This is a genomic window from Streptomyces sp. NPDC093085, assembly GCF_040683935.1.
Lineage (GTDB): Bacteria > Actinomycetota > Actinomycetes > Streptomycetales > Streptomycetaceae > Streptomyces.
Genome location: NZ_JBFBFB010000009.1, coordinates 1 through 18019 on the forward strand (window position 1 = coordinate 1; position 18019 = coordinate 18019).

16 protein-coding genes are annotated in these 18019 nt (G+C 71.3%); 8 read left to right on the forward strand and 8 right to left on the reverse strand.

Annotation, left to right across the window (positions count from 1 at the left end; all coding sequences use genetic code 11):
- Positions 1-114 precede the first annotated feature (114 nt).
- On the forward strand, positions 115-243 hold the full coding sequence (locus AB0O07_RS23395; RefSeq protein ID WP_365636272.1) for a hypothetical protein: 129 nt from the start codon (positions 115-117) through the stop codon (positions 241-243).
- 119 nt (positions 244-362) lie between these two features.
- A complete protein-coding gene (locus AB0O07_RS23400) occupies positions 363-968 on the forward strand; it encodes a nucleoside triphosphate pyrophosphatase (RefSeq protein ID WP_365636275.1) in 606 nt (201 codons plus the stop codon).
- A 166-nt stretch (positions 969-1134) separates the two neighbouring features.
- Here AB0O07_RS23400 and AB0O07_RS23405 read toward each other — a convergent pair whose 3' ends face one another.
- Complete coding sequence (locus AB0O07_RS23405; protein ID WP_365636785.1) at positions 1135-1623, reverse strand: hypothetical protein; 489 nt, start codon at positions 1621-1623, stop codon at positions 1135-1137.
- Between the two features lie 362 nt (positions 1624-1985).
- Here AB0O07_RS23405 and AB0O07_RS23410 point away from each other — a divergent pair, with 362 nt between their 5' ends.
- Together AB0O07_RS23410 and AB0O07_RS23415 are read left to right on the forward strand one after the other, a co-directional pair.
- Entirely contained in the window at positions 1986-3740 is a 1755-nt protein-coding gene (locus AB0O07_RS23410; RefSeq protein WP_365636277.1) for a biotin carboxylase N-terminal domain-containing protein, read from the forward strand.
- Between the two features lie 164 nt (positions 3741-3904).
- Positions 3905-4489 (forward strand): TetR family transcriptional regulator, encoded by a 585-nt coding sequence (locus AB0O07_RS23415; RefSeq protein ID WP_365636278.1) that lies wholly within the window; start codon positions 3905-3907, stop codon positions 4487-4489.
- A gap of 326 nt (positions 4490-4815) precedes the next feature.
- Here AB0O07_RS23415 and AB0O07_RS23420 read toward each other — a convergent pair whose 3' ends face one another.
- Both AB0O07_RS23420 and AB0O07_RS23425 read right to left on the reverse strand, forming a co-directional pair.
- Complete coding sequence (locus AB0O07_RS23420; RefSeq protein ID WP_365636280.1) at positions 4816-5880, reverse strand: DeoR/GlpR family DNA-binding transcription regulator; 1065 nt, start codon at positions 5878-5880, stop codon at positions 4816-4818.
- Positions 5881-6110: 230 nt separating this feature from the next.
- Positions 6111-7547 (reverse strand): NAD(P)H-quinone dehydrogenase, encoded by a 1437-nt coding sequence (locus tag AB0O07_RS23425; protein WP_365636283.1) that lies wholly within the window; start codon positions 7545-7547, stop codon positions 6111-6113.
- A gap of 244 nt (positions 7548-7791) precedes the next feature.
- Here AB0O07_RS23425 and AB0O07_RS23430 point away from each other — a divergent pair, with 244 nt between their 5' ends.
- The 4 genes from AB0O07_RS23430 (at position 7792) to AB0O07_RS23445 (ending at position 13357) form a co-directional block, all read left to right on the forward strand.
- Complete coding sequence (locus AB0O07_RS23430) at positions 7792-8229, forward strand: gamma-glutamylcyclotransferase (protein WP_365636286.1); 438 nt, start codon at positions 7792-7794, stop codon at positions 8227-8229.
- 360 nt (positions 8230-8589) lie between these two features.
- Positions 8590-9420: a purine-nucleoside phosphorylase gene (locus AB0O07_RS23435; protein ID WP_365636288.1), complete on the forward strand. Its 831-nt coding sequence runs from the start codon at positions 8590-8592 to the stop codon at positions 9418-9420.
- Positions 9421-9497: 77 nt separating this feature from the next.
- Positions 9498-11207, forward strand: a complete 1710-nt coding sequence (locus AB0O07_RS23440) for a phospho-sugar mutase (protein ID WP_365636291.1) — start codon at positions 9498-9500, stop codon at positions 11205-11207.
- Positions 11208-11335: 128 nt separating this feature from the next.
- Positions 11336-13357 carry a LamG-like jellyroll fold domain-containing protein gene (locus tag AB0O07_RS23445; protein ID WP_365636293.1) on the forward strand — a complete coding sequence of 674 codons (2022 nt, stop codon included), beginning with the start codon at positions 11336-11338 and terminating at the stop codon, positions 13355-13357.
- Here AB0O07_RS23445 and AB0O07_RS23450 read toward each other — a convergent pair.
- From AB0O07_RS23450 to AB0O07_RS23470, 5 genes are all read right to left on the reverse strand, one after another.
- Entirely contained in the window at positions 13341-14246 is a 906-nt protein-coding gene (locus AB0O07_RS23450; RefSeq protein WP_365636294.1) for a hypothetical protein, read from the reverse strand. The two genes, AB0O07_RS23445 and AB0O07_RS23450, sit on opposite strands and share 17 nt — an antisense overlap.
- A 113-nt stretch (positions 14247-14359) precedes the next feature.
- Positions 14360-16201 (reverse strand): alpha/beta hydrolase, encoded by a 1842-nt coding sequence (locus tag AB0O07_RS23455; RefSeq protein WP_365636295.1) that lies wholly within the window; start codon positions 16199-16201, stop codon positions 14360-14362.
- A gap of 11 nt (positions 16202-16212) precedes the next feature.
- Complete coding sequence (locus AB0O07_RS23460) at positions 16213-16689, reverse strand: hypothetical protein (RefSeq protein ID WP_365636298.1); 477 nt, start codon at positions 16687-16689, stop codon at positions 16213-16215.
- Between the two features lie 149 nt (positions 16690-16838).
- The gene (locus tag AB0O07_RS23465) at positions 16839-17090 is read right to left on the reverse strand and encodes a DUF397 domain-containing protein (RefSeq protein ID WP_365636300.1); all 252 of its coding nucleotides are present in this window, start codon (positions 17088-17090) and stop codon (positions 16839-16841) included.
- Entirely contained in the window at positions 17087-17956 is an 870-nt protein-coding gene (locus AB0O07_RS23470) for a helix-turn-helix transcriptional regulator (protein ID WP_365636302.1), read from the reverse strand. The genes AB0O07_RS23465 and AB0O07_RS23470 overlap by 4 nt, the downstream gene beginning before the upstream one ends.
- Positions 17957-18019: the final 63 nt, after the last annotated feature.

The window sequence follows — 18019 nt, forward strand, 5'->3', positions numbered from 1 at the left end:
GCTCTGGGGGGGGGGGTCGTGGTCCTGGGGGGGGGGGTTGCGCGGGGGGGGGGGGGGGGCGCCTCTCCCCCCGCACGCGGCCCCCCCGCCCCGTTACCGAGGAGTATCGAAGCCATGTTGTGGTCCGATCCCGAGAACAGGCCGCCCCGGATCTACCGCGAGACCCAGGGGATGATGCACCGCGTGGGCATCGTGCTCGCCCTCGCGATGGTGGTGGCGATGCTGGTGCTGGGCGTGCGCTGAGGCGGGGCGCAGGGTGCGGGGCGCCCGGGTACGGGGCGCGCGGGTGCGGCGGCGGCCGGAGCCGTACGGTGCCGGGCCCGCGCCCGGACCGGTCCGGGTCGCTCCGTACGATGAACGGCATGACCGATCAGCGACGCCGGCTCGTCCTCGCCTCCGCATCCCCCGCCCGCCTCGGCCTGCTCATGCAGGCCGGAATCACGCCCGAGGTGATCGTCAGCGGGGTCGACGAGGAGGCGCTCTCCGCACCGACCCCCGGCGAGCTGGCGCTCGTCCTCGCCGAGGCCAAGGCGACCACCGTGGCGGCGCTCCCCGAGGCCGCCGGGGCGCTGGTCGTCGGCTGTGACTCGGTGCTGGAGCTGGACGGCGAGGCGCTGGGCAAGCCCGCCGACGCCGAGGAGGCCACCGCCCGCTGGAAGGCGATGCGCGGCCGGGCCGGGGTGCTCCGCACCGGGCACTGCGTGATCGACACCGCGACGGGGAAGCGGGCCGGCCGGACCGCCTCGACCACGGTGCACTTCGGCACCCCGGACGACGCGGAGATCGCCGCGTACGTCGCCTCGGGCGAACCGCTGCACGTCGCGGGGGCGTTCACGCTGGACGGGCGCTCGGCGCCGTTCGTCGACCGGATCGAGGGCGACGCGGGGAACGTCATCGGCCTCTCGCTCCCCCTCCTGCGGGAACTGCTCAGGGAGCACGGCATCGGGATCACCACCCTCTGGACCTGAGCCCGGACCTCAGGGAACCGGCCTCAGGACGCGGGCCTCTGGGCGCGGGGGCCCACACGGGCCTCTGGGCGCGGGCCCCACGCGGGCCTCAGGACGCGGGCCCCACGCGGGCCTCTCCGGCGCACGCCCCACACGGCGCCCTCAGTCGCACGCCCGCACGAACCGCTCAGGCGTGCGCCGCGCCGTCGGACGCGCGCTCCGGCCCCGTAGCCTCCGCGCCCTCCGAGCCCGCCACACCCTCAGCGCCCGCCGCGTCCTCCGGCTCGTACGCCACCAGCGCCAGTACCACCAGCCCCAGCACCGCCATCATCACCGCGAACGCCTCCCACCCCACCAGCCCCACCGCCAGCGCGCCCAGCACCCCGTGCACCACCGCGCACGCGATCAGGGCGAGCCGCCCGGCGCGCCCGGGGCTCCGGTCCCGGAGCGCGGTGCGGACCAGGACGACCGCGCAGGCCAGCAGGTAGAGCGCGAAGACGACGCCCATGGCCCACGTACCCGCGTACAGCCCGCCCGCGTCGACGCCCGCGAGCGTCATCCGCTGATGGTCGACCACCGTGGCCAGCACCCCGTTGACGAAGACCGCGCCGAGCGCCTCCACGGCGAGCACCAGCGCCCCCGCTCCCGCCATCCATCTGCGCACCACGGCCCCCACCCTCCGTCTCACCCACCAGCGTTACCGGCGGTACGTTCCGTCCCCGCGCTCCGCATCGCGCACGGTACCCACCGGTAAACAGGGGGACAAGGGTCCGAGTCGGCCCAGACTTTCCTACCGCCATTCGTAGGAACTCCACAAAGAATCGTGAGCGGCCGAGGGACAGTCCGACAGAGATCCGGACCACATCCGAGCGCTACTGTGCGACGGAGGATCGCGGCGTACCGTGGTGCCACAAGGGATTTCGCCCTGTGGGCGAGGATCGGAACACGCTCCGTGCGGTGAAGCTCACCAGCGGGGACAGTCCGGCGTCGCGTGTCGGCAGTCCCTAAACTCAGCTTGTTTCAACGGAGGGAGCCATCGTGCGCAAGGTGCTCATCGCCAACCGAGGCGAAATCGCTGTCCGTGTCGCCCGTGCCTGCCGCGACGCGGGGATCGCGAGCGTGGCCGTCTACGCGGACCCGGACCGGGACGCGCTGCACGTCCGCGTCGCCGACGAAGCGTTCGCCCTGGGCGGTGACACCCCGGCGGCCAGCTATCTCGACATCGCCAAGGTGCTCCAGGCCGCCAAGGACTCGGGCGCCGACGCGATCCACCCCGGATACGGCTTCCTGTCCGAGAACGCCGAGTTCGCCCAGGCCGTCCTGGACGCCGGCCTCACCTGGATCGGCCCGCCCCCGCACGCCATCCGCGACCTGGGCGACAAGGTCGCCGCCCGGCATATCGCGCAGCGCGCCGGCGCCCCGCTGGTGGCCGGCACGCCGGACCCGGTCGAGGGCGCAGCCGAGGTCGTCGCCTTCGCCGAGCAGCACGGCCTCCCGATCGCCATCAAGGCGGCCTTCGGCGGCGGCGGACGGGGCCTCAAGGTCGCCCGCACCCTCGACGAGGTCCCCGAACTGTACGAGTCGGCGGTCCGCGAGGCCGTGGCCGCCTTCGGGCGCGGCGAGTGCTTCGTGGAGCGCTACCTCGACAAGCCCCGGCACGTCGAGACCCAGTGCCTGGCGGACCAGCACGGCAACGTGGTCGTCGTGTCGACCCGTGACTGCTCGCTCCAGCGCCGCCACCAGAAGCTGGTGGAGGAGGCCCCCGCGCCCTTCCTGACGCCCGAGCAGAACGCCGAGCTGTACGCGGCGTCCAAGGCGATCCTCAAGGAGGCCGGTTACGTCGGCGCCGGGACCGTCGAGTTCCTGGTCGGCACGGACGGCACCATCTCCTTCCTGGAGGTCAACACCCGGCTCCAGGTGGAGCACCCGGTGACCGAGGAGGTCAGCGGGATCGACCTGGTGCGCGAGATGTTCCGGATCGCGGACGGCGAGGAGCTGGGGTACGACGACCCGCCGCTGCGCGGCCACTCCTTCGAGTTCCGGATCAACGGCGAGGACCCGGGCCGCGGCTTCCTCCCCGCCCCCGGTACGGTCACCGCCTTCGCCCCGCCGTCGGGCCCCGGGGTCCGGCTGGACGCGGGCGTGGAGTCCGGCTCCGTGATCGGCCCGGCGTGGGACTCGCTGCTGGCCAAGCTGATCGTCACCGGCGCCACCCGGGAGCAGGCGCTCCAGCGGGCGGCGCGCGCGCTGGACGAGTTCACCGTCGAGGGCATGGCGACGGCGCTGACCTTCCACCGCAAGGTGGTCAAGGACCCGGCGTTCACCGCGGACCCGTTCACGGTCCACACCCGCTGGATCGAGACCGAGTTCGTCAACGACATCCCGCCGTTCGCCACCCCGGCCGAAGCGGAGGGCGACGAGGAGCCGGGCCGCGAGACCGTGGTGGTCGAGGTCGGCGGCAAGCGTCTCGAAGTCTCGCTCCCGGTCAGCCTCGGCATGTCCCTGGCCCGTACGGGGCTGGCGGCGGGCGCCAAGCCGAAGCGGCGCGCGGCGAAGAAGTCCGCGGCGGCGGCGTCCGGGGACACCCTGGCCTCGCCCATGCAGGGCACCATCGTCAAGGTGGCCGTCGAGGAGGGCCAGGAGGTCAAGGAGGGCGACCTGGTCGTCGTCCTGGAGGCTATGAAGATGGAGCAGCCCCTCAACGCCCACCGCGCGGGCACCATCAAGGGCCTCACGGCGGAGGTCGGCGCCTCGCTGACGTCGGGCGCGCCCATCTGCGAGATCAAGGACTGACCCGCGTGTACGGCAGGCCCCGCCCGGATCCGGTCCGGGCGGGGCCTGCCGCGTACCCGGCCGCGCCGTAGACTCGCAAGGGGGGCGGCGGCACACAGGTGCGAATTACGGGGAGCGGCCGAGCAGCCCGGCGGCCGAGCAGGCGAACACAGGAGGACCGCGCGATGGCGGAGAGCCCGGCACGGACACCACCCCGGCCGATGCGCGCGGATGCCCGCCGCAACTACGAACGGCTGCTCGGCGAGGCCCGCACCAGCTTCTCCGAACGCGGTACGGACACCTCGCTGGAGGACATCGCCCGGCGCGCGGGCGTCGGCATCGGCACGCTCTACCGGCACTTCCCCAACCGGCACGCCCTGCTGAACGCGGTCTTCCAGGAAGCGCTTGCCGACCTGCTCCAGCGCTCGCGCGAGCTGGCGGAAGCGGAGAATCCGTGCCCCGCGCTGACGGAGTGGCTCCGTGCCGTGATCACTCATGCGGGTGAGTACCGGGGGTTCTCGCGGGCGCTCATGTCGGCGTACGGCGACCGGAGTTCGGCGCTCGCGGAGTGCGGCGACCCGCTCCGCGCCGCGGGCGCGCGGCTGCTGACCCGGGCGCAGGAGTCGGGGGACGTACGGCCGGACGTCCCCATCCGGGATCTGCTCCAGCTCACGAACGCGATCGCGCTGGCGGCGGAGCAGTCCCCGGACGACCCCGGCCTGGCCGACCGGCTGCTGACCCTGACGCTGACGGGCCTGAAGGCGTCCTGAAGGCGTCCTGAAAACGCCGCCGGGGAAGGCGCCTTCGGTGCCGCGCCCCTCGGGGCGCGGCAGGGCGGCACCCCGTACGTACGGACGGACGGACGCGTCCCGAGGCGGCCGCGCACACCCCGGCAGCCCTGACACCCCGGGCACCCCGGAGGCCCCGCTCGCCCCGTACTCGCGGGGTTACGGCGCCACGGGCGACGGTACGGGCGGTACGGCGCCCTCCCGGCCCCGGCGAGCGGCCCACCGGCCCCGGCGAAGGGCCCCCGCCCCCACGCCGACCCGCGCCGCCCCCACGCCGCCCCACGGCCTACCGATGGCCTCCCGGTGGCCTACCGGCGCCGCAGGTCCGCCACCCGGGCCCGTTCGCCCGGGTCCTGCGGGCCCAAGGGGCCGCCCGCGCCCCGCAGTTGCCCGCCGGGACCGGCCGGGCCGCCGGGGCCCGCGCCCGGGCCCGCCGGGTGGGTACGGCGCTGGCCCGGCAGCGGGACATCGCGGCGGGCCCGGCTGCCCGGCGGGAGCGGCTCGCCCCCGACCCCGCCGCCGGCCCCGCTCCCGACCCCGGTGCCGACGCCGCCCCCGGCCGCCGTCGCCTCCGTACCTCCGGCGCCCGGTCCCGTGACGGCCACCGAGACCCGTACGCCCTGGTCGGCGAGGGCCTGGAGTTCGGCCCCCGCGCGGTCGTCCTGGGCGGGCGGTTCGTCGGTGACGAGGCGGCTGATGAGGTCGGTGGGCACCGTCTGGAACATGGTGTCGGTGCCGAGCTTCGTATGGTCGGCGAGGACCACCACCTCGGCGGCGGCCTGCACCAGCGCCCGGTCCACGCTGGCCGAGAGCATGTTGGAGGTGGAGAGGCCGCGCTCGGCGGTGAGCCCGCTCCCGGAGAGGAACGCGCGGGTGACGCGCAGCCCCTGGAGGGACTGCTCGGCCCCGCTGCCGACCAGCGCGTAGTTGGAACCGCGCAGGGTGCCGCCGGTCATGACGACCTCGACGCGGTTGGCGTGCGCGAGGGCCTGCGCGACCAGGAGGGAGTTGGTGACGACGGTCAGACCCGGGATGCGCGCGAGCCGGCGGGCCAGCTCCTGCGTGGTCGTACCGGCGCCGACGACGACGGCCTCGCCCTCTTCGACGAAGCCGGCGGCGAGGTCGGCGATGGCGGTCTTCTCCGCCGTTGCGAGATGCGATTTCTGCGGAAAGCCGGATTCTCGCGTGAATCCACCCGGCAGTACCGCACCGCCGTGCCGGCGGTCGAGGAGTCCTTCGGCCTCCAGTGCCCGCACGTCCCGACGTACGGTCACTTCGGAGGTCTGGACGACGCGGGCGAGCTCTCGGAGCGACACGGCCCCGTTGGCGCGCACCATTTCAAGGATCAGTTGGCGACGTTCTGCAGCGAACACGAAACTGACAGTAACCCCAATGTCCGTCTGCTTTCAGCAGTTTGCGCCGAATAACAGATGTTGCGCATCAACGAACGCGCTTGATGGTATAGAGCCACCATGCCCGCTCGGGCGTCTCCTCAAGCCCGTAGAAAGGGCTTACGGGCAACGGAACGGCCCGAACGGTACCGGCTGCTGACTCCCCGCCCGATCCGGCGGCTCCCGGCCCGATCAGGCCTCTTCCGCCGTCTTCAGGCCTCTTCCGCCGTCTTCCGGGTGTGGAGCTGCCGTGCCACCTCGGCGATCGAACCCGACAGCGACGGATAGACCGTGAACGCGTTCGCGATCTGTTCGACCGTCAGGTTGTTGTCGACGGCGAGCGCGATGGGGTGAATCAGCTCGCTCGCGCGCGGGGCGACGACCACCCCGCCCACCACGATCCCGGTGCCGGGCCGGGCGAAGATCTTGACGAAGCCGTCCCTGATGCCCTGCATCTTGGCGCGCGGGTTGCGCAGCAGCGGCAGCTTGACGACGCGCGCGTCGATCTTCCCGGCGTCGATGTCCGCCTGGCTGTAGCCGACGGTGGCGATCTCCGGGTCGGTGAAGACGTTCGAGGAGACCGTCTTGAGGTTGAGCGGCGCCACCGCGTCGCCCAGGAAGTGGTACATCGCGATCCGGCCCTGCATGGCGGCGACCGAGGCGAGCGCGAAGACCCCGGTGACATCGCCCGCCGCGTAGACGCCGGGCGCGGAGGTGCGGGAGACCCGGTCGGTCTTGATGTGGCCGGAGTCCTTCACCAGGACGCCCGCCTCCTCCAGACCGATGCCGGCCGTGTTGGGGATCGCGCCGACCGCCATCAGACAGTGCGTCCCGGTGATCACCCGGCCGTCGGAGAGGGTCACCTCGACGCCGTCGCCGACCCGCTTGACCGCCTCGGCGCGCGAGCGCGACATGACGTTCATGCCGCGCCGCCGGAAGACGTCCTCCAGCACGGCGGCGGCGTCCGGGTCCTCACCGGGCAGCACGCGGTCGCGGGAGGAGACGAGGGTGACCCGGGAGCCGAGCGCCTGGTACGCGCCGGCGAACTCGGCGCCGGTGACCCCGGAGCCGACCACGATCAGCTCGGCGGGCAGCTCGTCGAGGTCGTACACCTGCGTCCAGTTGAGGATGCGCTCGCCGTCGGGGAGCGCGTCCGGGATCTCGCGCGGGTGGGCGCCGGTGGCGATCAGGACGGCGTCGGCGGTGAGGGTCTCCTCCTCGCCGTCCGCCGTGGCGACGACGACCTGGCGGGAGCCGTCCACGGCCTGCCGCCCGGCCAGCCGCCCCCGGCCGCGCACCACGCGCGCGCCGGCCCGGGTGACGGAGGCGGTGATGTCGTGCGACTGCGCGAGCGCGAGGCGCTTCACCCGCCGGTTGACCTTGCCGAGGTCGACCCCGACGACGCGGGCAGCCTGCTCGGAGGGGGTGTCGTCGGCGACGATGATCCCCAGCTCCTCGTAGGAGGAGTCGAAGGTGGTCATCACCTCGGCGGTCGCGATGAGGGTCTTGGACGGTACGCAGTCGGTGAGCACCGAAGCGCCGCCGAGCCCGTCGCAGTCCACGACGGTCACCTCGGCGCCGAGCTGGGCGCCGACGAGCGCCGCCTCGTAGCCGCCGGGTCCGCCACCGATGATCACGATCCGGGTCACGAAAAAGTCCGCCTCGTTGTCTACCCGGCCCGTCTGCCACCCCGGCCGGGGTTCCGGGGATGCCCCGGGGGATGCAGTACGTACTCCATTGTCCCGCACCCTTCAAACCGCCTCGCCCCGGGCCCCTCCATCCGGGCGCACGGCAGGTGGGGGCGCGGACGGACCGGCGCACCGGCGGCCACGGCCGGGAGCACCGGACCGGTGCACCGGCGGCCACGCCCCCACCTCCCGTACCCTCAATCCCATGTCGCTCTACGCCGCGTACGCCGGCAACCTCGACGCGCGGCTGATGACCCGCCGCGCCCCGCACTCCCCGCTGCGCGGCACCGGCTGGCTCAACGGCTGGCGGCTGACGTTCGGCGGGGAACAGATGGGCTGGGAGGGCGCGCTCGCCACGATCGTGGAGGCGCCCCGCTCCCAGGTCTTCGTGGCGCTGTACGACCTGGCGCCGATGGACGAGGACTCGATGGACCGCTGGGAGGGCGTCGGGCTCGACATCTACCGGCGGATGCGGGTCCGGGTGCACACCCTGGACGGCGAGGAGCCGACCTGGCTGTACGTCCTCAACGGGTACGAGGGCGGGCTCCCCTCGGCGCGCTACCTGGGCGAGATCGCGGACGCGGCGGAGTCGGCGGGGGCGCCCCACGACTATGTGATGGAGCTGCGCAAGCGCCCCTGCTGAGCGCTGCCCGGCCGGGGGTGAGGGAATCCACACACCCTTGCGGGGAAATCCGCACACATCCTCCGCAGGGCTGCCCCCGGGGGTTGGCGCACGGGGCTACCACACAGTACGAAACCGGTCGATCTCAGACCGTTCACGCACCGCCCTCGCCCCGACCGCTGCCCGAAAGGCCCCGAGCGAGGACACGGAGCCACCCTCCGGGCGCCCTTCCGGGAGCCCTTCCGGCCCCCTCCACCCCTCCCCACCCCTCCCCCAATGCCCCCCTTAGCCCCCCTTTCAGTCGAATCGACAAGACAACAATATGGAGACCTAACCGGATGCATCTACGCGCGTAGGGCATGACCGGCTACCCTCATCCGCGTGAACGTATCTGTTATCCCGGCCAACGCCGACGGACCCGCCGACCCCCTCGCCGCCGCCGACGCCGCCGCCACCCGGCTGCGCGAACTCACCGGCGCCGAGACCCACGACATCGCTCTGGTGATGGGTTCCGGCTGGGCTCCGGCGGCCGACGCGCTCGGGGAACCCGAGGCCGAGTTCCCCGTGACCGAGCTGCCGGGCTTCCCGCCGCCGGCCGTGGAGGGCCACGGCGGCCGGATCCGGTCGTACCGGATCGCGGAGAAGCGCGCCCTGGTCTTCCTCGGCCGTACGCACTACTACGAGGGCCGTGGCGTGGCCGCCGTCGCGCACGGCGTCCGTACGGCGGTCGCCGCCGGGTGCAAGACGGTCGTCCTGACCAACGGCTGCGGCGGCCTCCGCCAGGGCATGCGCCCCGGTCAGCCCGTCCTCATCAGCGACCACATCAACCTGACGGCGGCCTCCCCCATCCTGGGCGCCAACTTCGTGGACCTGACCGACCTGTACTCCCCCCGGCTGCGCGCCCTCTGCAAGGAGATCGACCCGGAGCTGGAGGAGGGCGTGTACGTAGGGTTCACGGGCCCGCACTACGAGACCCCGGCCGAGATCAACATGGTCCGCGCGATGGGCGGCGACCTCGTCGGCATGTCCACCGTCCTGGAGGCCATCGCGGCCCGCGAGGCGGGCGCCGAGGTCCTGGGCATCTCCCTGGTCACCAACCTGGCGGCGGGCATCTCGGGCACCCCCCTCAACCACGAGGAGGTCCTCCAGGCAGGCCGCGACTCGGCGACCCAGATGGGCACGCTGCTGGGGCGGGTGCTGGCGCGGGTCTGATCCCCACGCTGCCTCCTCCTCTGCCTCATTCTTCTTGCTCTTGCTCTTCCGAAGCCATCACCCCCAGGAGCCGGCCCATGCACCAGAACGCGCACCAGGACCTCCTCGTCCGCGCCAAGACCTGGCAGGCCGAGGACCCGGACAGCGAGACCCGTGAGGAACTGGGCCGCCTGATCGACTCCGGGGACCCCCGGGACCTCGCCGACCTGGCGGAACGGTTCGCGGGGACGTTGCAGTTCGGTACGGCCGGGCTCCGGGGCGAGCTGGGCGCGGGCCCGATGCGGATGAACCGGGCCGTGGTGATCAGGGCGGCGGCCGGTCTGGCCGCGTACCTCAAGGACACCGGCGCCGGGGCGGGCCTGGTGGTGATCGGGTACGACGCGCGCTACAAGTCGGCCGAATTCGCCCGGGACACGGCGGCCGTGATGACCGGGGCGGGCCTCCGCGCCGCCGTACTCCCCCGCCCGCTGCCGACCCCGGTCCTCGCCTTCGCCGTACGCCACCTCGGCGCCGTCGCCGGGGTGGAGGTGACCGCCAGCCACAACCCGCCCCGGGACAACGGCTACAAGGTCTATCTCGGGGACGGTTCCCAGATCGTGCCGCCCGCCGACGCGGAGATCGCCGCCCGGATCGCGGCGGTAGGGGCGCTGGAGACGGTGGCGCGCCCGGACTCCGGCTGGGAGGTGCTGGGCGACGAGATCCTGGCCGCGTATCTGGCACGTACGGACGCGGTCCTGACCCCCGGCTCCCCGCGCACCGCGCGCACCGTCCACACGGCGCTGCACGGGGTGGGTACGGAGACGCTGCTCGCCGCCTTCGCGCGGGCGGGCTTCCCGGCGCCCGTACTCGTACCGGAACAGGCGGAGCCGGACCCGGCGTTCCCGACGGTGGCGTTCCCGAACCCGGAGGAGCCGGGCGCGATGGACCTGGCGTACGCGACGGCGAACAAGGCAGCGTCCGACGCGCCCCTCCACTCCCCGTCCCCGTCCCCGGGGATCGACCTGATCATCGCCAACGACCCCGACGCGGACCGCTGCGCGGTGGCGGTCCCGGACCCGGCGGCGGAGGCGGGGTGGCGGATGCTCCGCGGCGACGAGGTGGGCGCGCTGCTGGCGGCGCACCTGGTCGCGAAGGGCGCCAGGGGCACGTTCGCGGCGTCGATCGTCTCGTCCTCCCTCCTGGGCAGGATCGCGGCGGCGGCCGGCGTCGGCTACGCGGAGACGCTGACCGGTTTCAAGTGGATCGCGCGCGCCGAGGGGCTGCGGTACGGGTACGAGGAGGCCCTGGGGTACTGCGTGGACCCCGAGGGCGTACGCGACAAGGACGGCATCACGGCGGCGCTGCTGGTGGCGGAGGCGGCATCCGAGCTGAAGGAGTCCGGCCGTACGGTGCAGGCCCTCCTGGACGACCTGGCGGTGGCGCACGGTCTGCACGCCACGGACCAGCTCTCCGTACGCGTCCAGGACCTCTCCCTGATCGCCGAGGCGATGCGCAGGCTGCGCGAACACCCCCCGGTGGAGCTGGCGGGCCTGCGGGTGACGTCCGCCGAGGACCTGACGGAGGGCACGGAGACCCTCCCCCCGACGGACGGCCTCCGCTACCACCTGGAGGGCACGTACCGGGCCCGCGTGATCGTCCGCCCGAGCGGCACGGAGCCGAAGCTGAAGTGCTACCTGGAGGTGGTGGTCCCGGTGACGGACGCGGCGACGCTGCCGGCGGCGCGGGACGTGGCGGACGGCGTACTGGCGTCCCTGAAGCGGGATGTGGCGGAGGCGGCAGGCATCTGAGACACAACTCTCGGCTCTGGGGCGGGCGTTCAATTGCCCGCCATGGGGCGGCCATCCGGGGTCAGCACAGTGCGCGGTAGGGCAGGACAGCAGTCGTCCTGTGGACCTACCTCTCCTCTGGAGTGCTGATGGCAACGGAAGACAGACCGGGTAAAGCGGGTACGGCGGGTACGGCGGGTACAGAAGACAGCCCCGGCCCCGGCAAGCCGTCCGGAAGGACACTCGACAGACGGTCACTGCTCCAGACAGCACTGGCCGTACCGGCAGCCGGTGCCGCCGCCACCGCGCTGGGCTCCGTACCGGCGCAAGCGCTGGACCGTACGAACGCACCGTCAACCGCTTCTGCCGCTGGGGGCCGTTTTGACCCCGATGTCCCCCGCTTCGCGCTGGCGGTGCTCCCCGACACCCAGTACCTCTTCGACGCGGACAGCGCCGACCCGGCCCCGCTCCGAGAGACGTTCCGCTACCTGATCGCTGAGCGAGGGAGCACCGGGGGCGCGAACATCGCGTTCATGACGCACCTGGGCGACGTCACGGAGCACGGCACCCAGGACGAGATCGCGCTCGCCGCCAAGACCTTCCGGACGCTGGACGGGAAGGTGCCGTACAGCGTGCTGGCGGGGAACCACGACATCAACGGCTCGACGGACGACCAGCGGGGCGACACGGCGTACCTCCGCTCCTTCGGCCCGCACCGTTTCGCGACGATGCCGACCTTCGGCGGCGCGTCGCCCGACGGCTACAACAGCTACCACGTACTGCGCGCGGCGGGCCGTTCGTGGCTGGTCCTGGCGCTGGACTGGCGGGTGTCGGACGCGGGCCTGCGCTGGGCGCGCGACGTACTGGCCCGTCATCCCGCCCTCCCGGCCGTCCTGACCACGCACGACCTGGCCTGGTCGGACGAGAACGGCGCTGCGTCGCTCTCGGACAACGGCCGCCGCCTGTGGGACGGCCTGATCCGGGACCACGACCAGATCTTCCTGGCGCTGGGGGGCCACTACTGGCCCCCGGGCCGCACGGTCCTCACCAACGACGCGGGCCATGACGTCCACATCCACATCACCAACTACCAGGACCGCTACTACGGCGGCGCCGGCATGATCAGGCTGTACAACTTCGATGTCGTACGCGGCGTCATAGACATAGAGACGTTCGCACCATGGTTCCTGGCCCGGAACCCGCGCGAGCGGACCCCGCTGGAGGCGGAGACCGTGGAACTCACGGGCGACACGGACCGCTTCACGATGGAGATCGACTTCACGGCCCGCTTCGCATCCTTCGCCCCGCCGAAGCCCCGCGCCCCCCGCCCGGCAAGCGCGGTGATGCCGCGCGGCACGCTGGCGTACTGGCGGTTCGACAAAGACACTGCCACTGCCACTGCCACTGGCACTGGCACTGGCACTGGCACTGGCACTGGCACTGGCACTGGCACTGGCACTGGCACCACGGTCCCCGACGGAACGGTGGCCCGGGACCTGACGGGCCGGGGGAACAACCTGACGGTAAGCAGGCTGAACGCCGCCGAGGACACCACCCTGACCTGGTCGGAGGAGCACCACGCGGACCAGCCGGCCCACGCCAGCCTGCGCTTCGACGGCGGAAAGTCCCCGGACCGCGCCGCGGTCCTCACGACGTCCGCCGGCGCGCCCCTGAACAGCGAGAAGTTCACGTCGGGGTACACGATCGAGACGTTCGTGAAGCTGCCGAAGCCGTTCGAGGGGGACCATGCCTGGATGGGCATCCTGAGCTGGGAGGGCCGCAACGGCGACGCGGGCAAGACGACGGGCTGGTCCCCCGACGAGCCGACGTGCAGCCTGAACCTCTCCCCGGAACGCTTCCTCCAGTTCGTCGTCTACCCGCACGTCCAGGACGCGGACCCGACCTCGTGGAGCCACGCGGTGCCGGTGGGCCGCTGGATGCACATAGCCATCGTCAACGACACGCGCCGTACGGTGATGTACGTGGACGGCTCCAAGATCGCCCGCAACCCCACGCAACGGTCCACCGGAATCGCCACCCAGGGCAAGCCGTTCGTCCTGGGCGCGACCCAGTTCGCCGAACGCTTCAGCCACGGCTTCTACGGCTGGCTGGGAGACACCCGCATCGTCAACCGCCCCTTGCCCCCGGCGGACTTCATGACAGCACGGTAGCCGGACCGGGCCCCTGCCCCTGCCCCTGCCCCTGCCCCTGCGGCTCGTCGGCGGGCGTCGTCACCCCGACGCGCAGCGACCCGGTGGTGGAGGGCGCGAGCTGCACGGTCGTGCCTTCACTCGGGTGGAGGGCGACCAGGGCAGGGATACCCGCCGCAGTCGGTATGCCCCCCACCTTCCACCCCTCGCCCCGCAGGTACGCCCCGCCGCGTTCCAGGGCCCGTACCATCCCGCCCTCCGGCAACGGCTCGGACGACCAGGTGTGCTGCACCAGGGTCCCTGTCTCCTCCCGGACGGTACGCAGCCCCTCCCCGGGCTGCGTGGGCGCCGCCTTGACCCGCAGCGCGTCATAGATCCGGCTGGAGTACGCGAGGGCCCGCCGCCCGGCGGAACCGCCGGCCTGCTGGGAAGCCTCGGGGGACGTCTCGGGGGTCACCAGGGCGGCGGGGTCGGCGGTGGTGGAGGGGGTGGGGGTGGCGGGGGGCATGAAGCAGGGGGAGGTTACGCCAAGAGAAGCTTGGCCCTCTCCCTTGGCGCGGTCCACGACTCCGGTGAGGGCGTTCATCCTGAAGTCGTCGGACTTCGTGCGCATGTAGACCGCAGGAAAGTGGGTGTCCCAGTCGTCCACACCCGACGTGTACTCATGGCCCTTCTTCAGCCAGGCGTCCCGTGCCTGGCGCACGAGCTTCTCGGCCTCGGTCGACGGAACACCCTTCAGTATGTAAGCGATGCTGACCTGCACCCGGTCGTCAGGGCCGTGGTCATCCCGAGCAATGCAGGCGCCGACGGGCACAGGGCCGACTCGCTCCAGCGTCGGCTTGGGAGACATGCCTTCTACCGCCTGCTGAATAATCTCCTCTGCCCGGTCGATCGCGTGCTGCTCAGTCATCGTGATCCATCTCTTCCCTATGCCGATTCCCTGGCCATTGCCCGGCCCCCCACACCCGGTCGCCATGAGCATCATGGCCATCAGTACGGCAGCCGGAATCACCCTGCGCAGCTTCACGGCTGTCCTCCGGTAACGATCGTCGCCAGTTTGTTGAGGGGTTTGTCGCCCCAGTACTGAGAGTGCGCGGGCATCAGTTCGCCGCTCACAATCGGCCACTTCCCTCCGGGGACATCGAAGACCTGTCCGCCGAACTCGTCGGAGACCGGGTCGGTGCCGTGGACGATCGAGTGGTCGTCGAAGAGCCTCTCGTACGCCTTCGGGTTGAGCGGGGCCAGCGGCCCTGCCGGGGGCGGGGCGAGGTTGATGAGGTCCCACTGGGCCGTGGCGGCGAATACCCGGTCCGGCGGGATGTTCAGGTCCTTCGCGTGGTCCACGCCCACGCCCGGACTGCCCACCAGGATCGCGTTGTCGACCGGCAGGTCCGCGTCGTCCCTCATCGTCTGACCCACCACCAGGGACCCGTAACTGTGCCCCAGGAGGGTCTGGTTGGGGTCACGGCCATTGGCTTCCTGGATGCCCTGCACGAAGTTGCCCAGTGAATCCTGCGCGTTGTCGGCCCACTTAGTTTCCGTCGCCTCGGGGACGATGCTCTGGGGGGCGTCGTAACCGAGCCACGTGATCGAAGCGGTCGAATGCCCCGGATCCATGCGCTCAGCTCGTTGGTGGAGCAACTCGGCCCTCCTGAGGTCACCATCTATGGACCCCAGCTCGGCATACGTTCCGGGCACGTACGTCACCACGTTGTCGGCGGTGTCGGGATTGCCGATGGAGACGATGGCGCGCCCCATGTCCTTGCTGTCGAATCCGAGCAGATAGGGGCGGTTGCTCTCACTCGTGTAGCTGTCGAACCGCTTCTCGATGGCGTCCATCCCTTTGAAGCCGTCCTCCAGTTCCCTCTTCTCGTTGTTCCATGCCAGCCACTCAGCGCTGACGACCTTCACGCCCTCCACCTCACGGTCCGTTTCGGGGTCGACCAGAGGCTCACGGTACGGAGGTTCGGGGTGCTTCTTGAGCCAGGTGTCGTACTCCACCTGCTTGGCGGCGCGCTGCTCGGCGAGGACGAGGCGGTTCGCGTCGTCGCGTACGTCGGAGGGCAGGCCGTCGAGCTTGCCGATACTCGCGGGGTACATGGCGGCGTAGTCCGCGCGCTCCTCCTCGCTGAGCCCCTTCCACCAGGTGGCGTTGGAGTGGGGCGAGCCGTTTTCCGGTGGCGGCTTGATGCTGTGGAGGTACGCGTCGGCCGCGCCCCGTACGCCCTCCGCGTCCGCCTTGGCGTCCTGCCAGTCGCGCGCGGAGACGGTCAGATCGTCGTCGGCCTTCAGCGCGCGCAGCTTGGGCGCCCATTTCGCATCCGCCTCGGCGGCTTCCCTCACCGCGCCGGCTATCCGGTTCGCGTAGGCGACGGCGTTGCCGTAGTGGGGGTTGGGGTGCATGTTGACGGCCTGGCGCTCGATGGCGTCGGCTGTCTCGCTGCTCCCGGAATTGGCGTTCCCGGTCACCGTGCCGCCGTCGGCGGTCTCCTCGGCGTCGGGCTTCTTGCCGGGCGGGAAGGTGACCGAGCCGTCCGTGTTCACCTTGCAGCGGCCGGCCTCGGCGTCCGCGCATGCCGCGTCGAGCTTCCGCTTGGCCTCCGCCATGTCGTAGGCGAACGCGTTGAGGGCGGTACTGATCACCCCGCACTCGGTCTGCGTGTAGTGGAAGTTGCCCGCCAGCGCCTTGAGTTCGCCTTGTGCCGCTGTCGCCGCCTCGCCCGCGAGCGACTTGCGCATCCCGGTGGCGACGGTGTCCTCGATGTGCTCCTTGGCCGCCTGCGCCATCTGGCTCATGGAGTGGTAGGCGGTGGCGGCTTCCTCGTACTCGGCAGGCTTGAACGCCTTGAGCGTGCTGTAGTCCATGGCTGTCACCGTCACCGGCCACCGGTGTGGCCCGTGTGGCCGCCCGTCTGACCGCCGACGGCAGGCGTGTCCGCGTACTTCTTCTTGAGCTGGTCGAGCTCGCTCTTGACGGACTCATCGGTCCGCAACTGGTCGTTGCCCACTCGTTCCAGGAGACTCTGGAGCGAGCCGCACCGCCCGCTGACCTTCTTGGCGTACGCCTTCCAGGAGTCGTAGACCTCCTTCTGCGCGGCGGCGCTCAGGCACCCGGTCGTCGCCCCGAGCCCGGACTGGCCATCCTCCAGCTTGGTCAGCGCGGTGCCGATGCCCGTGCGCAGCGAGCCGACCCCTTCGCCGGCCGTGGTCCACGCCTTCTTGCTGGTCTTCAGCCCACCGGTCACCTCGCTGGCCGAGGCCCCCTGGTCCGCCGGAACCTGATTCAGCCGCATCGCCACGGCCTGCCGCCCGGCCGCATCGGCCTTGGCCTGCTCCCACTCGTCCCACGCCACGCGTGGCCCCCTTCACTCTCGCGAATCGCCCCCGGCCAGGACAATACCCTGGGGCTCGGGACAGCCCTGGACCAGCGGCTGTCAGCGGAGGCGCGGGTTGCGAAGAGTTTGCAAAGGAACTGAGCGAACGTCAGGGACGGCGCGACGGATCAGAGTTCGGTGCCCTCCGGAATGAGGTGGTCGTACTGGCCCGCCTTGACGGCGAGGATGTGCGCCAGCATCTCCCGATCGGTGAACCGGAGGGCGCCGTCCAGGTCCCGGCGCTTGGTGTCCCCGAAGGCGACGCCGCCCTCGATGGGCATGACCTGGACGCAGTCATTGCCGTTGGCAAGGCTGAACGAGGACTTCTCCCACTCACCGTCGAGCGGCGCGGCGTACAGGTCACCCTTCGGATTGATCACGGGATTTCCTTCTCGATCTCTTCGATGTACCGAACTGTTTCTACCTCGCTCAGCGCGCTGGCAGTCAAGTCGGCGAATTTCCGCCTGATGCGCCGCACATCGGCCGGGTCATCCTCGGCGACATCGCCTCTCACGACATCCTGCCAGACAACGCTGCGATCTCCGTCCCCAGGAAAATCCATGATGGTGAACGGGATGCCCACCGCACTCGCGGCTCCTGCCGAGAAGGGGATGACCCGCAAGGTGACGTTCGGCAACTCGGCACAGGCAATCAAGTACTTGAGCTGCGTACGCATCACCTCTGGGCCACCCACCATCGAACGAAGAGCAGCCTCAAGGATGAGCGCGTCCAGGATGACGGGATCGCTACGCGAGAGAATCGCCTTCCGGTTCATCCGAGCCTCTACAAAAGCTTCCCGACGCTCCAGCCCCTCATCCTTCTGGCCGTAGGCGGCAAGTGCCTCAATGTACTCACGGGTCTGAAGGAGACCGGGAACATACGTTCCCGAGTGTGCCGAGATACGCTCCGCACCGTCCTCAAGAGAGAAGTACCGATAGCTCAAGCCAGGGTAGAGCGCCCGGAATCTGGCCTGCTCATACCACGCGCGCCCTTGCGACCTCCCCTGGTCGACCATCGACGCCACAGCCGTGCGTTGCCCCGCGTTCGCGCCGTACTCCCGCAGCATCTCTTCGAGCTGGTCCGGAGTGGGAAAAGCCTTACCCCGCTCGATCTTGCTGACGGTGTGCCGCGTGCAGCCCAGGCGTACCGCGATGTCGTCCTGCCGAAGGCCAGCCCCCTCACGTAGCCGCGCAAGCTCTTCGCCAACCCGCCTCATGACGAAGACCGCGTTGGCGTTGGCACTCACGGACAAGAGCGTTCCCTCCCAGGCGGCATGAGGCTCCGACGCCCGCAGCGTATCGCTCGCGCA

Coding starts and splice junctions, on each gene's coding strand:
- AB0O07_RS23440 (WP_365636291.1), top strand. CDS start 9,498: ATGCACCAGAACGCGCACCAGGACCTCCTCGTCCGCGCCAAGACCTGG.
- AB0O07_RS23430 (WP_365636286.1), top strand. CDS start 7,792: ATGTCGCTCTACGCCGCGTACGCCGGCAACCTCGACGCGCGGCTGATG.
- AB0O07_RS23450 (WP_365636294.1), bottom strand. CDS start 14,246: ATGACTGAGCAGCACGCGATCGACCGGGCAGAGGAGATTATTCAGCAG.
- AB0O07_RS23415 (WP_365636278.1), top strand. CDS start 3,905: ATGGCGGAGAGCCCGGCACGGACACCACCCCGGCCGATGCGCGCGGAT.
- AB0O07_RS23395 (WP_365636272.1), top strand. CDS start 115: ATGTTGTGGTCCGATCCCGAGAACAGGCCGCCCCGGATCTACCGCGAG.
- AB0O07_RS23400 (WP_365636275.1), top strand. CDS start 363: ATGACCGATCAGCGACGCCGGCTCGTCCTCGCCTCCGCATCCCCCGCC.
- AB0O07_RS23445 (WP_365636293.1), top strand. CDS start 11,336: ATGGCAACGGAAGACAGACCGGGTAAAGCGGGTACGGCGGGTACGGCG.
- AB0O07_RS23455 (WP_365636295.1), bottom strand. CDS start 16,201: ATGGACTACAGCACGCTCAAGGCGTTCAAGCCTGCCGAGTACGAGGAA.